A 16,592-nucleotide genomic window follows, 5' to 3' on the forward strand; every position below is an offset into this window, starting at 1 on the left:
TGGGCTGCACGACCCGGGGGACGGCCCGAGACGGACGAAGAGTTGGTGTGGTGGAGGGGTGGTGCGCGGGCCTCACATGCCCGTCAGGTGTTCCGGTCGTACGGGCGTCCTGTTCAGCTCCAGCCCCGTCGCGTTCCTGATGGCCGCCAGGATCGCGGGCGTGGACGACAGGGTCGGTGCCTCGCCGACGCCCCGCAGCCCGTACGGCGCGTGCTCGTCGGCGAGTTCGAGCATGTCGACGGGGATCGCCGGGGTGTCGAGGAGGGTGGGGATCAGGTAGTCCGTGAAGGACGGGTTGCGTACCTTCGCGGTCACGGGGTCGACGAGAATCTCCTCCATCACGGCCACCCCGAGGCCCTGGAGGCTGCCGCCCTGGATCTGGCCGACGACGGAGAGCGGGTTGAGCGCCTTGCCGACGTCCTGCGCCACGGCCAGTTCGATGACCTTGACGAGACCCAGTTCCGTGTCGACCTCGACCACCGCGCGGTGGGCGGCGAACGAGTACTGGACATGGCCGTTGCCCTGTCCCGTACGGAGGTCGAAGGCCTCGGTCGGGCGGTGGCGCCACTCCAGCTCCAGGTCCACCACCTCGTCCTCCAGTACGTCCGCGAGGTTGGCGAGCACCTCGCCGCCGTCCGTGACGACCTTGCCGCTTTCGAGGAGCAGTTCGGCGGTGGCCCAAGCGGGATGGTACGTACCGAACTTGCGCCGCCCCAGCTCCAGCACCCGCTCGCGCACATGCTCGCAGGCGTTCTTGACCGCGCCGCCCGTGACATAGGTCTGGCGGGAGGCGGAGGTGGATCCCGCCGAGCCGACCCGGGTGTCGGCGGGCTGGATGGTGACTTGGGTGACGCCCAGTTCGCTGCGGGCGATCTGCGCGTGGACGGTCACCCCGCCCTGGCCGACCTCGGCCATCGCGGTGTGCACGACGGCGACCGGCTCCCCCGCGATGACCTCCAGGCGGACCCGGGCGGTGGAGTAGTCGTCGAAGCCCTCGGAGAAGCCGACGTTCTTGATGCCGACCGCGTACCCGACACCCCGTACGACCCCTTCGCCGTGGGTGGTGTTGGACAGGCCGCCCGGCAGGGCCCGTACGTCCGCCGCCTCGCCCGCCGTGAGCCACTGCCGCTCGGGCGGCAGCGGCCTGGCCTTGACGCGGCGGAGCAGCTCGGCGACGGGCGCGGGCGAGTCGACCCGCTGTCCCGTCGGCAGGAGCGTGCCCTGTTCCATGGCGTTGAGCTGCCGGAACTCCACGGGATCCAGGCCCAGTTCGGCGGCCAGCTTGTCCATCTGCGCCTCGTACGCGAAACACGCCTGGACGGCGCCGAAGCCGCGCATCGCCCCGCAGGGCGGGTTGTTGGTGTAGAGCGCGATCGCCTCGATGTCGACGTCCTCGACGACGTACGGGCCGACGGAGAGGGAGGCGGCGTTGCCGACGACGGCCGGGGACGCGGAGGCGTACGCACCGCCGTCGAGCACGATCCGGCACCGCATGTGCGTGAGCTTCCCGTCGCGCGTCGCGCCGTGCTCGTAGTGCAACTTCGCGGGGTGGCGGTGGACATGGCCGAAGAACGACTCGAAGCGGTTGTAGACCATCTTGACCGGTTTGCCGGTGCGCAGGGCCAGCAGGCAGGCGTGGATCTGCATCGACAGGTCCTCGCGCCCGCCGAAGGCACCGCCGACACCGGACAGGGTCATCCGGACCTTGTTCTCGGGCAGGCCGAGCACGGGGGCCATCTGGCGCAGGTCGGAGTGGAGCCACTGGGTGGCCACGTACAGGTCGACGCCGCCGTCCTCGGCGGGGACGGCGAGTCCCGACTCGGGGCCGAGGAAGGCCTGGTCCTGCATGCCGAAGACGTAGTCGCCGGTGACGATCACGTCCGCGCGCGCCGCCGCCGCGTCGGTGTCGCCGCGGACGATGGGCTGGCGGTGGACGATGTTCGGGTGGGGGACGTGGCCGACGTGGTGATCGTCGCGGCCCTCGTGGACGAGTGGCGCGCCGGGCGCGGTGGCGGACAACTCGTCGGTGACGACGGGGAGTTCGGCGTACTCGATCCGGATCTTGGCGGCGGCGCGGCGCGCGGTCTCGGGGTGGTCGGCGGCGACGAGCGCGACGGGCTCGCCGTGGTGGCGGACCTTGCCGTGGGCAAGGACGGGGGTGTCCTGGATCTCCAGGCCGTAGTGCTTCACGGCGGTGGGGAGGTCGTCGTGAGTCAGGACGGCGTACACGCCGGGGACGGCGAGGGCCTCGGAGATGTCGATCGAGCGGATCCCGGCGTGGGCGACGGTGGAGCGGAGGGTGTGGCCCCACAGCATGTCCTCGTGCCACATGTCGGAGGAGTAGGCGAACTCGCCGGTGACCTTGAGGGTGCCGTCCGGGCGGAGAGTCGACTCGCCGATGCCGCCTTTGGTGCGGGAGCGCTGGGTGAGGCTGGTGGGGGTGCCGTTGGGGGTACGGGGTGTGGGGCTCGCCGGGGTACGGGGCGGGCGGGCGGCCGGGGTACGGCTCGCGGGGGTACGGGGTGTCGAGGACGCCATCGTCAGATCGCCTCTTCCTGTCGCGCCGCCGCCAGCCGTACGGCGTCGAGGATCGCCTCGTATCCCGTACAGCGGCAGAGGTTGCCGGACAGCGCCTCGCGGATGTCCGCGTCGGTCGGGGACGGGTTGCGCTCCAGCATCTCGTCGGCGGCGACCAGCAGCCCCGGGGTGCAGAAACCGCACTGCACGGCCCCGGCGTCCATGAACGCCTGCTGGACGTGGGACAGTTCGCCCTCGCGGACGCCCTCCCGGACGCCCTCCCCGGCCCGATCGCGGCCACGCTCGCGGTCGCGGTCGCGCTGTCCCGCGTACTCCGCCAGGCCCTCGACCGTCAGCACCTCGCGGCCCTCCACCTGCCCGGCCGCGACCAGGCACGCGCAGACCGGCACGCCGTCGAGCCGTACCGTACAAGAACCGCATTCGCCCTGCTCACAGGCGTTCTTGGAGCCGGGCAGGCCCAGCCGCTCCCGCAGGACGTACAGAAGGCTCTCGCCCTCCCAGACGTCATCGGCTTCCTGCCGGCGTCCGTTGACCGTGAAGTTCACGCGCATGATCAGGCAGCTCCTCGGAGGGTACGGCCGGTGCCGCGGTACTGCTCCCACGTCCAGCCGAGCTGGCGGCGAGCCATGACGCCGACCGCGTGCCTGCGGTACCTCGCGGTGCCGCGCACGTCGTCGATGGGGTTGCAGGCGCCGGCGGCGAGGTCCGCGAACCGCTTCGCGACCGACGGGGTGATGATCTTTCCGTTGTCCCAGAAGCCGCCCTCCTCGAGCGCCGCGCCGAGGAATTCCTCCGCCGCCCTGGCCCGGACGGGTGTGGGGGCGGCCGAGCCGATTCCGGTCCGTACCGTACGGGTGCGGGGGTGCAGGGCCAGGCCGAACGCGCAGACGGCGATGACCATCGCGTTGCGAGTGCCGACCTTCGAGTACTGCTGCGGTCCTTCCGCCTTCTTGACGCGTACGGCCCTGATCAGCTCGTCGGGCGCGAGGGCGTTGCGCTTCACGCCGGTGTAGAACGCGTCGATGGGGATGAGGCGGGTGCCGCGCACCGACTCCGCCTCCACCTCGGCGCCCGCGGCGAGGAGCGCGGGGTGCGCGTCGCCGGCCGGGGAGGCGGTGCCGAGGTTGCCGCCGACGCCACCGCGGTTGCGGATCTGGGGCGAGGCGACGGTGTGGGAGGCGAGCGCGAGGCCGGGCAGCTCGGTCCGCAGGTTCCTCATGATGGCGGTGTACGGGACGGAGGCGCCGAGCCGGACGTGGTCGTCGGAGACCGTCCAGGTGGTCAGCTCGCCGATGCGGTTCAGGTCCAGCAGGTGCTCGGGGCGGCGGTGGTCGAAGTTGATCTCGACCATGACGTCCGTACCGCCCGCGATGGGGACGGCGGAGGGGTGCTCGGCCTTGGCGGCGAGCGCGTCCTGCCAGGTGGCGGGGCGAAGGAAGTCCATGAATGGCTCTCCTCTCGATCTTTCGCCGTCGGGCGTTCCGTGATCGGGCGGGGACGGCCGGCCCTCGTCATGAACTGTTCACGCGGTGTGACACAAGTACACAAGGAGTGCGCCGCCCGGGGCAGTCACGGAAAGCATGAAGGCGTGGGCGGGGCGTGCGCGGTGTCTTGTAGATTCGAACAAAAGCGAGCCTCGCTTCCTCCACCCCGGAATCGACGAGAAAGATCGGCGGCGAAGAGATGCGGCTGCGCGCACTGCTGGAGACCGACGCGCTGGGCCTGCGGCTGCTGGGCGGGGCGGGGGAACTGGACCGCGGTGTCCGTGGCGTGATGACCACCGATCTGCGGGACCCGAGCCGCTATCTCTCGGGCGGCGAACTGGTACTGACGGGCCTCGCGTGGCGGCACTCCGCCGAGGACTCGGAACCGTTCGTACGGATCCTCAACGCGGCCGGGGTCGCGGGGCTCGCGGCGGGTGAGGCGGAGCTGGGGCACATCCCGGAGGACCTGGTCACGGCGTGCGTCCGGCACCGGCTGCCGCTGTTCGCGGTGCGGGAGGACGTGGCGTTCGCGACGATCACCGAGCACGTCGTCCGGCAGGTGTCCGGGGAGCGGGCCGGGGATCTGGCGGCCGTGGTGGACCGGCACCGCAGGCTGATGACGTCGGGTCCGGCGGGCGGGGGCCCCGAGGTGGTGCTGGACCTGCTCACCTCCGACCTCGACCTGCGGGCGTGGGTGCTCACGCCCACCGGCCGGCAGATCGCGGGCGGCGGCGGGCGACTGCCGGCGTCCCGGGCGGCGGCGCTGGCGACGGAGCATCTGGCGGCCACTCGTTCGGGACGGAGGTCGCCCTTTCGGGTGACGGTCGCGGGGACGGCGTACTCCCTGTTCCCGATTCACGAGCCGGGGCGCGGTACGGCACCCGGCGCGGTACGGGACGTACGGGAGACAGTGCTCTCGGACTGGCTCCTGGCGGTCGAGGCGGACGCGGGCGAGTGGCCGGCGGCGCGGCTGGACCTGCTCCAGGGGGTGACCCAGCTGATCTCGGTGGAACGGGACCGGCGGGACGCGTCACGTACGGTACGGCGCCGGCTCGCCCAGGAGGTCGTGGACCTGGTCCAGGAGGGGGCACCCCCGGCGGACATCGCGGCGCGACTGCGGGTGGCCGCGCCGGTGCTGCTCCCCGGGGTGGGCGCGGCGCCGCACTGGCAGGTGGTGGTGGCGCGACTGGAATGGTCGGCCGACGGCGCGGGTAGGGCGACGACGGTGGGCCCTGCGGCCCGGGCGGCCCTGGAGGAGGTCCTGGCCGCCCACGCCGCACCGGGAACGGACCTGTCGGACCGCATCGCGGTGGCACACGCGGACGGCGAGGCGATCGCACTGGTACCGGTCGCCTTGGAGGCGACGCCGGCGGACGAGCCCGGCCCGGAGGCCACCGACGGGGCGGGGGCCGGTGCTAGAAGCGGGGCCGGGGGTGCGGCCGGCACTGACCCCGGCCCGGCGGCCGGCAACGTGCCCGGACTCCACCCCGGCCCCGGCGCCGGGACCGCGGCGGACGCCGGAGGTCAGGCCGGGAGCGGGGCCGGCACCGGCGGCGGGACTGGTACGCCCGGTCAGGGGCTGCATGCCGACGCCCTGTTGGACGCCGTGCGGGGGACGTTGAGCGCCGGGCTCGCGGAGGACGGGCGGCTGACGCTCGGGGTGAGTGCCGTCGTGCACTCCGCCGAGGGGTTGCGCGGGGCCCTGGAAGAGGCCCGGCACGCCCGTCGTGTCGCGGCGGCGCGGCCCGGGCGGGTCTGCGCGGCCGGGCACCACGAACTGGCCTCGCACGTCCTGCTGCTGCCCTTCGTCCCCGACGACGTCCGGCGGGCGTTCACGGCCCGGCTGCTGGACCCGCTGCGGGAGTACGACAAGCGCCACCGCGCGGAGCTGATCCCCACCCTGGAGGCGTTCCTCGACTGCGACGGCTCCTGGACCCGCTGCGCGGCCAGGCTCCATCTGCACGTCAACACCCTGCGCTACCGGGTGGGCCGCATCGAGCAGTTGACCGGCCGCGACCTGTCCCGCCTGGAGGACAAGCTGGACTTCTTCCTCGCGCTGCGGATGAGCTGACGGCGAGGACGCGGACGCGACCGGCGCGCGGGAGGCCTCCGCCGGCCGCGGGCCGGGGCGTTCAGCGGCGTGGGGAAGAACGAGAATGGAAACGTGACGCCTCCCCGTGTGCCGTGTTGACCGCCGTCACCCGTCGAGGACGTCACGGTCGTCAAGGTCGTCCGGAGATCCAACTCCTTCACGCGAACGGACGGAAGCGGGGGTTCCACAGTGCCCGACATCTGCCGTTTCCCCGCCGTCTGCCCAGGTGACAGCCTTGCGTGGGGTGTCGGCGCCCTCGACGCGACCGCCGTAACGCCCTTGTCTCAGGCGCCTCCCAGGACCCGTCGATGACCAAGGCATTGTGAATTTTTTCACCTGTCCTCTTGGCCCAGCATGCCGATCCGTGCTGAGATGCGTCCACACCCAACAGCACAATGGCGCGCTCGGGGAGGGCAATGTGGCGCATACCGCCATGTCTGGTTCCGGAACCACTGCCGGTGACGATCCACTCCAGACCGCGGTATGGCGGCTGCGCTCGCGCGGTTGCTGGACCGACGCAGCGGCCCTGCTCGCACCGCACGCCGCCGACCCGGCCCCCGCGCTCCAGCGCGCGTCGCTGCTCGTCGAGCGATGTCTGTTCACCGCGAAGGGCTGGGCGGAGGCCGAGGACGCGCTGCGGGTCGCCGAGGCCACGGCCCGCGAGGACGACGAGCGCGGCGCCGCCGCCTGTGAACGCGGCCATCTCGCCTACGCCTCGACCGTCCTCCACGTGCGCGACCGCGCCGACGAGGCGCGCGCCGCGCTCAGCCGCGCGGCGGCGCTGATCCACCCCAGCGCCCCGGGCCGCGCCCTGCTCGACTTCCGGCGCGGGCTGTTCGCCGAACACGTCGCCGACTCCCCCCAGTCCGCCCGAGCCGCGTACCGCAGGGCCCATGCCGCCGCCACGGCGCACGAGGAGACCCTGCTGCTCTCCTTCACCTGGCGCCACCTCGCCGGACTCGCCCTGCGCGAGGGCGAGTTGGCGGAGGCGAGACATGGCTTCGGCGAGTCGCTGCGGATCCGCGAGGAGTTGGGCTATCTCGTCGGTACGGCCCCGGCCCTCGCCGCGCTCGCCGACGCCGAGCCGGAACCGGAGGCGACCAGGCTGCGCGCCGAGGCCGGGCGTCTCTTCCGTCTGCTGGGCGGCGTACCGACCTGGCTGGCCGACCAGTTGACGCCACCGGCGCCGGTCTGAGCGGGCGGGCGGGCGGGAGGCCGGGGCGGCGCTGCGGACATCGCGACGTGGTGCTTCTCTCCCGCTCGAAGACGATCATCGTTGATGATCTTCGTACACGGCCGCCGACACCCGGCACAAGGTGACCCGGCGCTTTGTGATCACAGAGTGATCGAATCCGCCTGGTCACCCGGCCGCCGGGGATGCGGCGCCGGCGCTCCGCCGCCGTGCCACGAGCGCCAGAGGCCCGCGTACGCCCCGCCTCGCGCCACCAGCTCGTCGTGCGTGCCCAGTTCGGTCAGCCGGCCGTCGTCCAGCACCGCCACCCGGTCCGCGTCGCGGGCCGTGTGCAGCCGGTGCGCGATGGCGATGACCGTACGGCCTTCCAGGACGGCGGCCAGCGCGCGTTCGGTGTGACGCGCGGTGGCCGGGTCCAGCAGCGCGGTCGCCTCGTCCAGGATCAGGGTGTGCGGGTCGGCCAGGACAACCCGGGCCAGGGCCAACTGCTGGGATCGCGCGCCGTCGGCGCGCGTCGCGCCCGCACCCCCGCCCAGCTCGGTGTCGAGGCCCTCGGGCAGCTCGTCCACCCACTCCGCGCCGACGGCCGCGAGCGCCGCGCGCAGCTCGTCGTCGGTGGCGGCCGGGGCGGCGATCCGCAGGTTGTCCCTGACCGTGTCGGCGAAGACGTGGTGCTCCTGGGTGACGAGGACGACCTGACGGCGCAGTTCGTCCGGGCCGAGGGCGGCGATCGGCACCCCGCCGACCGTCACGGCGCCGGTGTGCGGCCGGTCGATGCCCGCCAGCAGCCGGCCGAGGGTGGACTTGCCGGCGCCCGACGGACCGACCAGGGCGAGCCGTTCGCCGGGCCGGACGGTCAGGTCGACGCCGTGCAGGACGTCGCGTCCGCCGTCGTACGCGTACCGCGCTCCGGTCACCTCGATCAGGTCGCCGGCGGGAGCGCGTCCCGGCGCCGGGTCCGCCGGTGGTTCCTGGCCCAGTCCCTCGACCCTGGCGAACGAGGCCCCGCTGCTTTGGAGTTGGTCCATCCACCGCAGGATCGAGTCCAGCGGGGTGTCCAACTGGCGCAGATACAGGGCGCAGGCGACGACCGTACCGAGGGAGACGGCGCCCCGGTCGATCAGCGCCCCGCCGACCAGCAGGACGGCGACGACCGGCACGACGTACGAGAGGTCCACGGCCGGGAAGAGCACACTGCGCAGGAAGAGCGTGCGGGTGCGGGTGCGCCGGCAGTGCTCGACGGCCTCGTCGCAGGCCGCGATCCGCCGCTCCTGGAGGCCGAACGCCTCGACCGTACGGGCGCCGGAGGCGGTCGCGGACAGCACCTCGGCCATCGCGGAGTTGGCGGCGCCCTCGGTGAGGTAGTCCCCGTGGGCGCGGCGCAGGTACCAGCGGGTGGCGAACCCGATGCCGGTCAGGCCGAGCACCCCGCACAGGCCGAGCCGTACGTCGAGGGCGAAGACGGCGCCGAGGACAAACACGATCTGGACGCTCGCGATGAACACGTCGGGTCCGGCGTCCCGCAGGGTCGTGCTGACCGCGGGGACGTCGGCCGTGCCGCGTGCCGCCAGGTCTCCGGTGCCCGCGCGCTCGACCGCCGAGGCGGGCAGGGTGAGCGCCCGGTCGACCAGTTGCTCCCGGATCCTGGCGGAGGTGCGTTCGCCGAAGCGGTGGCCGACGAACCGGGCCTGGCGAGTGAGGAGGAACTGCGCGAGCGCGCAGACCACGATGACCAGTGCGTAGCGGTCGACGGTCCGCGTCCCCTCCCCCGCCCCGACGGCGTTGACGATGCGGCCGAGCAGCCACGGGCTGACGAGCCCGGCCGCCGCCGCGAGCGCGTTGAGGACGATGAGGGTGGTGAAGGCGAGTGCGTCCTGGCGGATCAACCCGGCCGCCGCGCGCCGGACTTGGCGGGGCGAGGCGACGGGCAGCTGCCGGGTGGTCACGGGATGTTCCTCTCGACGGGCTCGTCCTGGGGCGGGTGCGCGCGGTGCACTCCCTACGAGCCCCGGGAGACGACGTCGCGGTATCCGCTGTCGCCGCGCAGCAGTTCCTCGTGGGTGCCGACGGCGGCCACCCGGCCGTCGGTCAGGAAGCAGACGGTGTCGGCCTGGGCGAGCAGCAGGGGTGAGGTGCTGGTGACCAGGGTCGTACGCCCCTCCCTGGCGGCGCGCAGCCGGGCGGCGACGGCGGCCTCGGTGTGGGTGTCGACGGCCGAGGTCGGTTCGACGGCGAGCAGGACCTCGGGGTCGGCGAGCAACGCGCGGGCCAGCCGCAGGCGTTGGCGCTGGCCGCCCGAGAGGTTACGGCCCCCGGCGTCGATCACCGAGTCCGCGCCGTCCGGCAGCCCGCGGACGACGTCCTGCGCGGCGGCGGCGAACAGCGCCCGGGTGAGGGCCTGTTCGTCGCGTTGTTCGCGGCCCGCGAGGACGTCGCGCAGGGTCCCGGCGAAGAGGTCGGCCTCGTTGTCCGCGACGAGGATCCGTTCGCGGATCCGCGGCAGTGACGTGGCGTCCAGCCGGGTGCCGTCCCAGGTGGCCGCCGAGGTGGCGAAGCGGCCCAGCCGGTCGACCACGGCGGCGCAGTCCTCGGGGCGGGCGCCCGCCAGGACGGTCAGGGTGCCGGGCGCCACCTCGACCCCCGAGGCGGGATCGTGGAGCACGGCGGGCGCCGGGGGCGCGTCCACGGCCGCCGTCGCGTCCACGATGTCGCGCTCCAGGCCGAGGAACCGTATGACGCGACGGGCGGCCACCACACCCCGGGTGACCTGATAGCCGCCTTCGACGAAGAACGCCACCGGCACGGCCAGGACGGCGACATACCCGTACACCGCCACCAACTCCCCCACGGAGATGGTCCCTTGTGCGGCCATCCTCGCCGCGAGCCAGGTCACGGCGGCGAGGAAGAGGGCCGGCAGGCCGGGTCCGAGGGCGTCGATCCAGCTGGTGACCGCCCCGACCCGGTAGCCCTCCTCCCGCAGCCGGCCGGAGTCGCGCCGGTAGCGGTCGGCGTGGACGTCCTTGCCGCCCAGCCCGCTCAGGACCCGCAGCCCGCCGACGATGTCGACGAACCGCCCGGCCAGGGCGCCCTGTTGTTCGCGGTACACGCTCTCCGCGCTCTGCAACCGTCCCAGCAGCGGGCCCACGGCGACCGCGAGCAGCGGCACCCCGAGGAGGACGACCAGGGCGAGGAGCGGGGAGACGGCGAGGAGGAGCCCGGCCACGGTGACGTACGCGAGGACCGCGCCCACCCCCGGTCCGGTGACGGTCAACGCCCAGGAGATCGCCGCGACATCACCGATCCCGATGGTGACGACCTCCCCCGCCGTCACCCGGCGGGGCAGTGCGGCGCCGAGCCGGGTGGCCTGCGCCACGACGACCCGTACGGTACGGAACGTGGCGTCCATCCGGACCCGCGTCATGGTCCGGTGCCGCATCATGCCCACCCAGGCGTTGGCCGCGCCCAGGGCGAACAGCGCGCCGGTCCAGCCGGCGAGCGCCGTCCGGTCGCCCGCCCGCAGTCCGTCGTCGACGGCGCGGGAGAGGAGGTAGGGCGACAGGGCCAGGCACAGCATCCAGAGCGTCCCGTACGAGGCGCCCGCGACGGCGCGCCAGGGCTGGGCGCGCACCAGCCACCACAGATAGCGGACCGGACCGCGCCGGTCGGGGGAGCCGGGATCCATGGGCGTGTCAGGCATGTGCAGCACCCTAACCGCCGCCACCCAGGAGCCCAATGGCCGCAAATGCGGACCGTTGCTGAAAATCCGTCAGATGGGTAAAAGGGGGCACAGAACGCCATGGACGACCTGCCCTGACGTGGTGCTAAGATCGCCACGCTTGCCAAGCGGTAGGAAAACCTGCTAAGGCATAAAAGATATTCCGCGCACCGGCCCAGAAATCCGCCACATCCGGGGGAGACCTATGCCATTAGCCGGGCCTTTCACGGCTGTCCGGCAGGCGAGCACGCGCGGCCGACCGTGCATTCATGTCCGCACCTGGTTGCCCATTCGCCCGAAGAGAGCCCTATGACGCAATACTTTCAGGATCCAGCGCTTTGGGGACTTATCGCTGGAACCCCCGTGGCCGCGACCGCGATCATTCGCGGACGCAAGTCAGTCCTTGAGCTGCGGAAAGAGAAGGAAGAACTCAAGCGGCACTACGCGAATCTGGAGGAGCACTACGCAGAAGCCGTGGAAGAGGCCAAGGACCGCGCGGAGGAAGCCACCAAAACGGCTCTCAAGTCTGCCATGCGGACCCTTCAGGGTCTGGCGAGCGAGCAGCAGCTCGCGATCACGAAGATTCAGGACAAGTACGGCGAACTCCAGATTCTTCAGGATCTCCTCGACATCGACCACATGAATTCGCAGTTCGCCCGGCGTGCCCAGTCGATCGCCGTGCTCTGCGACGGATGGCTCGGTCGGCAGCGCGCCGCGGCGTCCCTGTACGACGTGGTCCGCAGCGCGAAGGGGCGTATCCGCCACTTCACCCGTGTGGAAATCCGGGCCCAGAGTAATTTCGCCATCGTCAGCCGCGCCGTCGAACCGGTCGCGCTCACCCTGGCCGAACTGCTGGACAACGCGACCAGTTATTCGGCGCCGGAAACGATGATCGAGATCAATATCCGGCCCGTTCCCAAGGGCGTCTGCATCGTCGTCGACGACGCCGGTGTCGGCATGAACGAGGAGGAGAAGGCGAGGGCCGCCAAGCTCTTGTCGAGCGACCGCGCGCCCGGTGTCTCCGGACTCGGCAACCCGCCGCAGTTCGGCTTCACGGTGATCGGTGTGCTCGCCGCCCGGTACGGCTTCAGTGTCTCCGTCGACTCCACGTCCCCGTACGGCGGGGTGCGCGCGGTGGTGCTGCTGCCCGACGACCTGCTCACGTCCATGCCCGAGCCCGAGGAGATTCCAGCCGTGGCCACCTCCTCCCCGCTGCCGTCCGACGAGGACGCGACGGGCGACGTGAGTTCCCCCGCGGCCGCCCCGGCTCCCTCCACCACGTTCGGCGGGCTGCCCAAGCGCCGCCGGCGCGGCGCGATCTCCATCGTGCCGACGGCGGGCGAGTCGGCGGAGGCGCCGGCCCGCGACAGCGAGAAGGCCGCGTCCGTCATGGGCGCGTTCCAGCGGGGCACGCAATCGGGCCGTCGTTCCACCAACACAAGCAGTGAAGGGCATGAGGCGCAGTGAACTACGATCTCTCGTGGATGCTTGACAGTGCTCTGGAAGTGCCCGAAGCACGCCATGCCATTCTGGTCTCCGCGGACGGCCTTCTCATGGCCCGTTCCAAGGATGTCGGAAAGGACCACGCCGACACCGTCGCCGCCGCGATGAGCGGAATGCAGTCGCTCAGCCGTACGGTCGCCGATTTCTGCGGCGGCCCCGATCAGCGGCCCCAGTGGCGTCAGACTCTCGTCGAGTTCGACCACGGCTGGGTCTTTCTGATATCGGCCGGAGAGGGCGCCTATCTCGCCGTCTCCGCCTCGCCCGAAGTCGACATGGCTGAGATCACCTTCCGTATGCAGCAGCTGGTCGGCCAGCTCGGCAAGGCGCTCACCAGTCCCCCTCGGGAGGATGTGAAAGCATGACAACACCGGACGAGCCCGAGCTGGAACAAGAAACCACTCCATTAGTGCGACCGTATGTGATCACAAACGGTCGCGAGCTGCTCGACGACAACGATTTCTCGCTGATCACACTGATCACGGTGTCCGAGAACGCCCCACTGAACGGGTTTCTCGATCCCGAAAAGCGGCGTCTCATGGAGCTGTGTTCCGGCGGCTTTCTCTCGGTCGCCGAGATAGCCGGGCACACCCACCTGCCCGTGGGTGTCGTCAAAATCCTCCTGCACGATCTCACGGCGGACGGCTATCTCTACACCCGTGCGCCCATACCTCCGGCAAAACGCGTCGACAGGCAAATCCTCGAGGAGGTGCTGAATGGGCTCCAAGCTCGCTTTGGATGACGGCGTCTACCTGCGCGATTCGGTGCAGACCGCGGCCAAGATCCTGGTAGTGGGTCATTTCGCGGTGGGAAAGACGACCTTCATCGGGACCATGTCCGAGATCCCGCCGCTGCGGACCGAAGAGGTCATGACGCAGGCCGGCGAGGGGATCGACGACCTCAAGGGCACGCCGGGCAAGACCACGACGACCGTGGCCATGGACTTCGGCCGGCTCACGCTCAGCGAGAAGCTGGTGCTGTACCTGTTCGGCACCCCCGGACAGCAGCGGTTCGTCCAGGTCTGGGAGGACATGTCGCGCGGCGCCCTCGGCGCCCTGGTCCTGGTCGACCCGAACCGGCTCGAGGAGTCCTTCCCGGTGATGGACCTGGTCGAAAAGTACGGAATTCCGTACGCCATCGCCGTCAACCGGTTCGACGACGGCACGCCGGGCCACTCCGACGACGAGATCCGGGAGGCGCTCGACCTGCTCCCGGAGACCCCGCTCGTCACCTGCGACGCGCGCGACCAGCGGTCGTCCGCCAATTCCCTCATCGTACTGGTCCGTTATCTCCAGTCGCGCCTCAACTAGGAGTCCAGGCATGCAATCTCATTCGGAATTCCTTGCTCCGCCGCCCGGCTGCCCGGCGCACAACAGCGGCAAGAGCGTGCCGCTGCACGGGCCGGAGTTCGCCGCGGACCCGGACGGCTTCTACAACTATCTGCGGCAGTTCGGACCGGCCGCCCCGGTCGAGTTGGCCCCCGGGGTGGAGGCCACACTCGTCACGGACTACGCCGCCGCCCTCCACGTCCTCCAGAACCCGGACGTGTTCGCGCGCGACTCGCGCCGCTGGCGCGCCCTCAACGAGGGACTGGTCCCCGCGGACAGCCCGGTCGTGCCGATGATGGCGTACCGGCCCAACTGCCTGTTCTCGGACGGCGCCGACCACCTGAGGCTCCGTCAGGCGGTCACCCACAGCATGGCGCGGGTGGACACCCACCGGCTGAGCCGCCACACCGAGCGGGTGGCGACGTACCTCATCGACCAGTTCAGCGCCCGCGGCCGGGTCGACCTGGTCAGTGACTACGCGCAGATGCTGCCGCTGCTGGTCATCAACGACCTGTTCGGCTGCCCCGCCGAGATCGGCGACCGCCTCGTCTTCGGCACCTCCGGGATATTCGACGGTGTCGACGCCGAGAACGCGAACGAGGTGCTGACGGAGGCTCTGATCGAGCTGGTCACCCTCAAGCGGACCACCCCGGGCGACGACGTCACGTCGTGGATGATGCAGCATCAGGCGAACCTCACCGACGAGGAGATGATCCACCAGCTGGTCACCCTCATCGCCGCCGGCACGCAGCCGATGCAGAACGTCATCGCGAGCGCGCTGCGCCTGATGCTGTCCGACGCGAAGTACTCGGGCGACCAGCACGCCGCCGGCATGCTGGTCGAGGACGCCATCAACGACGTCCTGTGGAACGGGCCGCCGCTGGCCAACTACGCCGTGCACTACCCCGTGTACGACGTGGACCTCTCCGGGAGCGCCCTGGACGCCGGCAGCCCGGTGCTCATCAGCTTCGCGGCCGCCAACACCGACCCGAACCTGTCCATGAGCCGCCAGACGCTCAGCAAGCGGGCCCACCTCGCGTGGGGAGCCGGGCCGCACGCCTGCCCGGCCAAGGACCCGGCGCTGCTGATCGCCGTCCTGGCGATCGAGAAGCTCCTCAACACCCTGCCGGACATCGATCTGTCCGTGCCGGCCGATCACCTCACCTGGCGTCCCGGCCCCTTCCACCGCGCGCTCAGCTCGCTCCCCGCCCGCTTCACGCCCGTACGGACCGAGAAGAAGAGGCCCACGGCTCCGGCCGCGCCGGTGGGCCGTTCGGCCGGAAACGCCCCGCCTCGTCCCCCTCATCACGGGCCGGAGAAGGGTAGCTGGTGGAGCGGGTTCCTCGGTTGGTGGAAGGTGTGACATTGACAACAATCAGCATAGTTTTAGGTTCGTATAAACGTTCGGCGACACGGGTAGACAGGACTGGCGATTCTCCCCTGACCTGATGAAAGCAGGAGTCATTGTGGAGCCAGCTGTGGCTGCCCCGCGCGCCGTTAGCCCGCCCTTCGACCGGCGTTCCGTTGTTTCGCTCTTCTCACGATTGCGTAAACCGGGGGGACAATCCAACCCCCTACCTCTATATGCGGAACTCCGGTCGATGGGAAACATCATTCCGGCGCCCTGGGGCGGGCAACTTCTGACCTCCTACGAACTCTGCGACCAGGTGTTGCGCAATAGGGCCTGGCTGGTGCCCGACGGCGACTGGCGGGCCCGGCAGGGGGCCGGGACCCGCTGGAACGCGGCATCCTCCCGTGAAATGAGCAAGACCCTTCCGGGGCTCAATCCCCCGCACCACACAAAGGTGCGACGGTCGGCGGGCAACATGTTCGACCGGAAGTCCATGGAATCCATCAAGGTGATGGTCGAGCAGGCCACCGATGAACTGCTCGACCGTCTCTCGCGTGAATTGCGGAACGGCGGCGAGGCCGATTTCAGCGCGCTGGTGAGTGAAGAACTTCCCGTCATGACGATCGGCGGGTGGCTGGGCATTCCGCCCGGCGACTTCGCACTGCTGCGGGAATTCACCCACGACCAGGTGTTCGCGCAGGAATTGCTTCCCTCGGCCAGCCAGCTCGCGCTCTCCGACGCCGCGACCGCCGGGCTGCGGGAGTACTTCGTGGCGCTCGTGAAGCGGCGCCGTGAGAGTCCCGGCGACGACCCGGTCTCCGGCTGGATCCGGACCTGGGACGCCCTGGAGCCCGACCGCGAGGCCGCCGACGAGGCCGTCTACTTCCTCGCCCTCTTCGTGGTCCTGGCCGCGCTGGAGACCACCTCCAGCCTGCTGTCCACCATGGTGTGGCTCCTCTCCGAGCACCCACTCCAGATGGAGTGGCTGCGCGCGCACCCCCAGCACGTCACGGGGGCCGTCGAGGAGGTGCTGCGCTACGACTCTCCGACCCATGTGGTGAGCAGGATCGCCGGCGAGGATCTCACCCTCGCGGGGGTGCCGGTCGCCAAGGACGAGATGGTCCACCTCATGGTCGGCGCGGCCAACCACGACCCCGCCCAGCACGCGGACCCCGATATCTTCGACATCCGCCGCAAGGCCACCCACCTCAGTTTCAGCGGCGGAATCCACTACTGCCTCGGCGCGCCCCTGGCCCGGCTGGAGGCCACCGCCCTGCTGACGGGTCTGCTCAGGCGCATTCCGCATCTGCGCGTCAGCCGGGAGCCGGAGTGGGCGCCCCGGGTGGCATTCCGGCGGCTCACCGCCCTGCACGTGGTCGAGTCATGAGAGTT

General features: G+C 71.1%; 13 protein-coding genes. 8 read left to right on the forward strand and 5 right to left on the reverse strand.

The genetic code is table 11. The features are described 5' to 3' along the window. Positions 1 to 72: 72 nt before the first annotated feature. The 3 genes from ACIO1C_RS15990 to ACIO1C_RS16000 are packed head-to-tail and all read right to left on the reverse strand — an operon-like array spanning position 73 to position 3,982. On the reverse strand, positions 73 to 2,538 hold the full coding sequence (locus tag ACIO1C_RS15990; RefSeq protein WP_401863457.1) for a xanthine dehydrogenase family protein molybdopterin-binding subunit: 2,466 nt from the start codon (positions 2,536 to 2,538) through the stop codon (positions 73 to 75). Positions 2,539 to 2,540: 2 nt separating this feature from the next. Beyond that, positions 2,541 to 3,089, reverse strand: a complete 549-nt coding sequence (locus ACIO1C_RS15995) for a (2Fe-2S)-binding protein (RefSeq protein WP_401863460.1) — start codon at positions 3,087 to 3,089, stop codon at positions 2,541 to 2,543. A 2-nt stretch (positions 3,090 to 3,091) separates the two neighbouring features. Continuing rightward, entirely contained in the window at positions 3,092 to 3,982 is an 891-nt protein-coding gene (locus ACIO1C_RS16000; RefSeq protein ID WP_401863462.1) for an FAD binding domain-containing protein, read from the reverse strand. A gap of 239 nt (positions 3,983 to 4,221) precedes the next feature. Here ACIO1C_RS16000 and ACIO1C_RS16005 point away from each other — a divergent pair, with 239 nt between their 5' ends. Both ACIO1C_RS16005 and ACIO1C_RS16010 read left to right on the forward strand, forming a co-directional pair. After that, on the forward strand, positions 4,222 to 6,093 hold the full coding sequence (locus ACIO1C_RS16005) for a PucR family transcriptional regulator (protein ID WP_401863464.1): 1,872 nt from the start codon (positions 4,222 to 4,224) through the stop codon (positions 6,091 to 6,093). Positions 6,094 to 6,532: 439 nt separating this feature from the next. Further along, positions 6,533 to 7,309 carry a hypothetical protein gene (locus ACIO1C_RS16010; RefSeq protein ID WP_327233756.1) on the forward strand — a complete coding sequence of 259 codons (777 nt, stop codon included), beginning with the start codon at positions 6,533 to 6,535 and terminating at the stop codon, positions 7,307 to 7,309. Positions 7,310 to 7,449: 140 nt separating this feature from the next. Here ACIO1C_RS16010 and ACIO1C_RS16015 read toward each other — a convergent pair whose 3' ends face one another. Beyond that, positions 7,450 to 9,252, reverse strand: a complete 1,803-nt coding sequence (locus tag ACIO1C_RS16015; protein ID WP_401863467.1) for an ABC transporter ATP-binding protein — start codon at positions 9,250 to 9,252, stop codon at positions 7,450 to 7,452. A gap of 53 nt (positions 9,253 to 9,305) precedes the next feature. Next, positions 9,306 to 11,003 carry an ABC transporter transmembrane domain-containing protein gene (locus ACIO1C_RS16020; RefSeq protein WP_401863474.1) on the reverse strand — a complete coding sequence of 566 codons (1,698 nt, stop codon included), beginning with the start codon at positions 11,001 to 11,003 and terminating at the stop codon, positions 9,306 to 9,308. Positions 11,004 to 11,330: 327 nt separating this feature from the next. Here ACIO1C_RS16020 and ACIO1C_RS16025 point away from each other — a divergent pair, with 327 nt between their 5' ends. The 6 genes from ACIO1C_RS16025 to ACIO1C_RS16050 all read left to right on the forward strand — a co-directional run bounded on the left by ACIO1C_RS16025 (position 11,331) and on the right by ACIO1C_RS16050 (position 16,587). Then, entirely contained in the window at positions 11,331 to 12,488 is a 1,158-nt protein-coding gene (locus ACIO1C_RS16025; RefSeq protein ID WP_401864123.1) for an ATP-binding protein, read from the forward strand. Then, on the forward strand, positions 12,485 to 12,886 hold the full coding sequence (locus tag ACIO1C_RS16030) for a roadblock/LC7 domain-containing protein (RefSeq protein WP_161312193.1): 402 nt from the start codon (positions 12,485 to 12,487) through the stop codon (positions 12,884 to 12,886). The genes ACIO1C_RS16025 and ACIO1C_RS16030 overlap by 4 nt, the downstream gene beginning before the upstream one ends. Next, a complete protein-coding gene (locus tag ACIO1C_RS16035) occupies positions 12,883 to 13,263 on the forward strand; it encodes a DUF742 domain-containing protein (protein ID WP_401863477.1) in 381 nt (126 codons plus the stop codon). Before ACIO1C_RS16030 ends, ACIO1C_RS16035 begins: the two co-directional genes overlap by 4 nt. Then, the gene (locus ACIO1C_RS16040; protein ID WP_401863480.1) at positions 13,238 to 13,831 is read left to right on the forward strand and encodes a GTP-binding protein; all 594 of its coding nucleotides are present in this window, start codon (positions 13,238 to 13,240) and stop codon (positions 13,829 to 13,831) included. Before ACIO1C_RS16035 ends, ACIO1C_RS16040 begins: the two co-directional genes overlap by 26 nt. A gap of 10 nt (positions 13,832 to 13,841) precedes the next feature. Next, positions 13,842 to 15,212, forward strand: a complete 1,371-nt coding sequence (locus ACIO1C_RS16045) for a cytochrome P450 (RefSeq protein WP_401863483.1) — start codon at positions 13,842 to 13,844, stop codon at positions 15,210 to 15,212. An 85-nt stretch (positions 15,213 to 15,297) separates the two neighbouring features. Further along, complete coding sequence (locus ACIO1C_RS16050) at positions 15,298 to 16,587, forward strand: cytochrome P450 (RefSeq protein WP_401863486.1); 1,290 nt, start codon at positions 15,298 to 15,300, stop codon at positions 16,585 to 16,587. Positions 16,588 to 16,592: the final 5 nt, after the last annotated feature.

This window comes from Streptomyces sp. NPDC087420 (assembly GCF_044744165.1).
Taxonomy (GTDB): domain Bacteria; phylum Actinomycetota; class Actinomycetes; order Streptomycetales; family Streptomycetaceae; genus Streptomyces.

Excerpts from the sequence above, each read along its gene's own strand:
- ACIO1C_RS15990 (WP_401863457.1), bottom strand. The coding sequence starts at position 2,538 with ATGGCGTCCTCGACACCCCGTACCCCCGCGAGCCGTACCCCGGCCGCC.
- ACIO1C_RS15995 (WP_401863460.1), bottom strand. The coding sequence starts at position 3,089 with ATGCGCGTGAACTTCACGGTCAACGGACGCCGGCAGGAAGCCGATGAC.
- ACIO1C_RS16000 (WP_401863462.1), bottom strand. The coding sequence starts at position 3,982 with ATGGACTTCCTTCGCCCCGCCACCTGGCAGGACGCGCTCGCCGCCAAG.
- ACIO1C_RS16005 (WP_401863464.1), top strand. The coding sequence starts at position 4,222 with ATGCGGCTGCGCGCACTGCTGGAGACCGACGCGCTGGGCCTGCGGCTG.
- ACIO1C_RS16020 (WP_401863474.1), bottom strand. The coding sequence starts at position 11,003 with ATGCCTGACACGCCCATGGATCCCGGCTCCCCCGACCGGCGCGGTCCG.
- ACIO1C_RS16025 (WP_401864123.1), top strand. The coding sequence starts at position 11,331 with ATGACGCAATACTTTCAGGATCCAGCGCTTTGGGGACTTATCGCTGGA.
- ACIO1C_RS16035 (WP_401863477.1), top strand. The coding sequence starts at position 12,883 with ATGACAACACCGGACGAGCCCGAGCTGGAACAAGAAACCACTCCATTA.
- ACIO1C_RS16040 (WP_401863480.1), top strand. The coding sequence starts at position 13,238 with ATGGGCTCCAAGCTCGCTTTGGATGACGGCGTCTACCTGCGCGATTCG.
- ACIO1C_RS16045 (WP_401863483.1), top strand. The coding sequence starts at position 13,842 with ATGCAATCTCATTCGGAATTCCTTGCTCCGCCGCCCGGCTGCCCGGCG.
- ACIO1C_RS16050 (WP_401863486.1), top strand. The coding sequence starts at position 15,298 with ATGAAAGCAGGAGTCATTGTGGAGCCAGCTGTGGCTGCCCCGCGCGCC.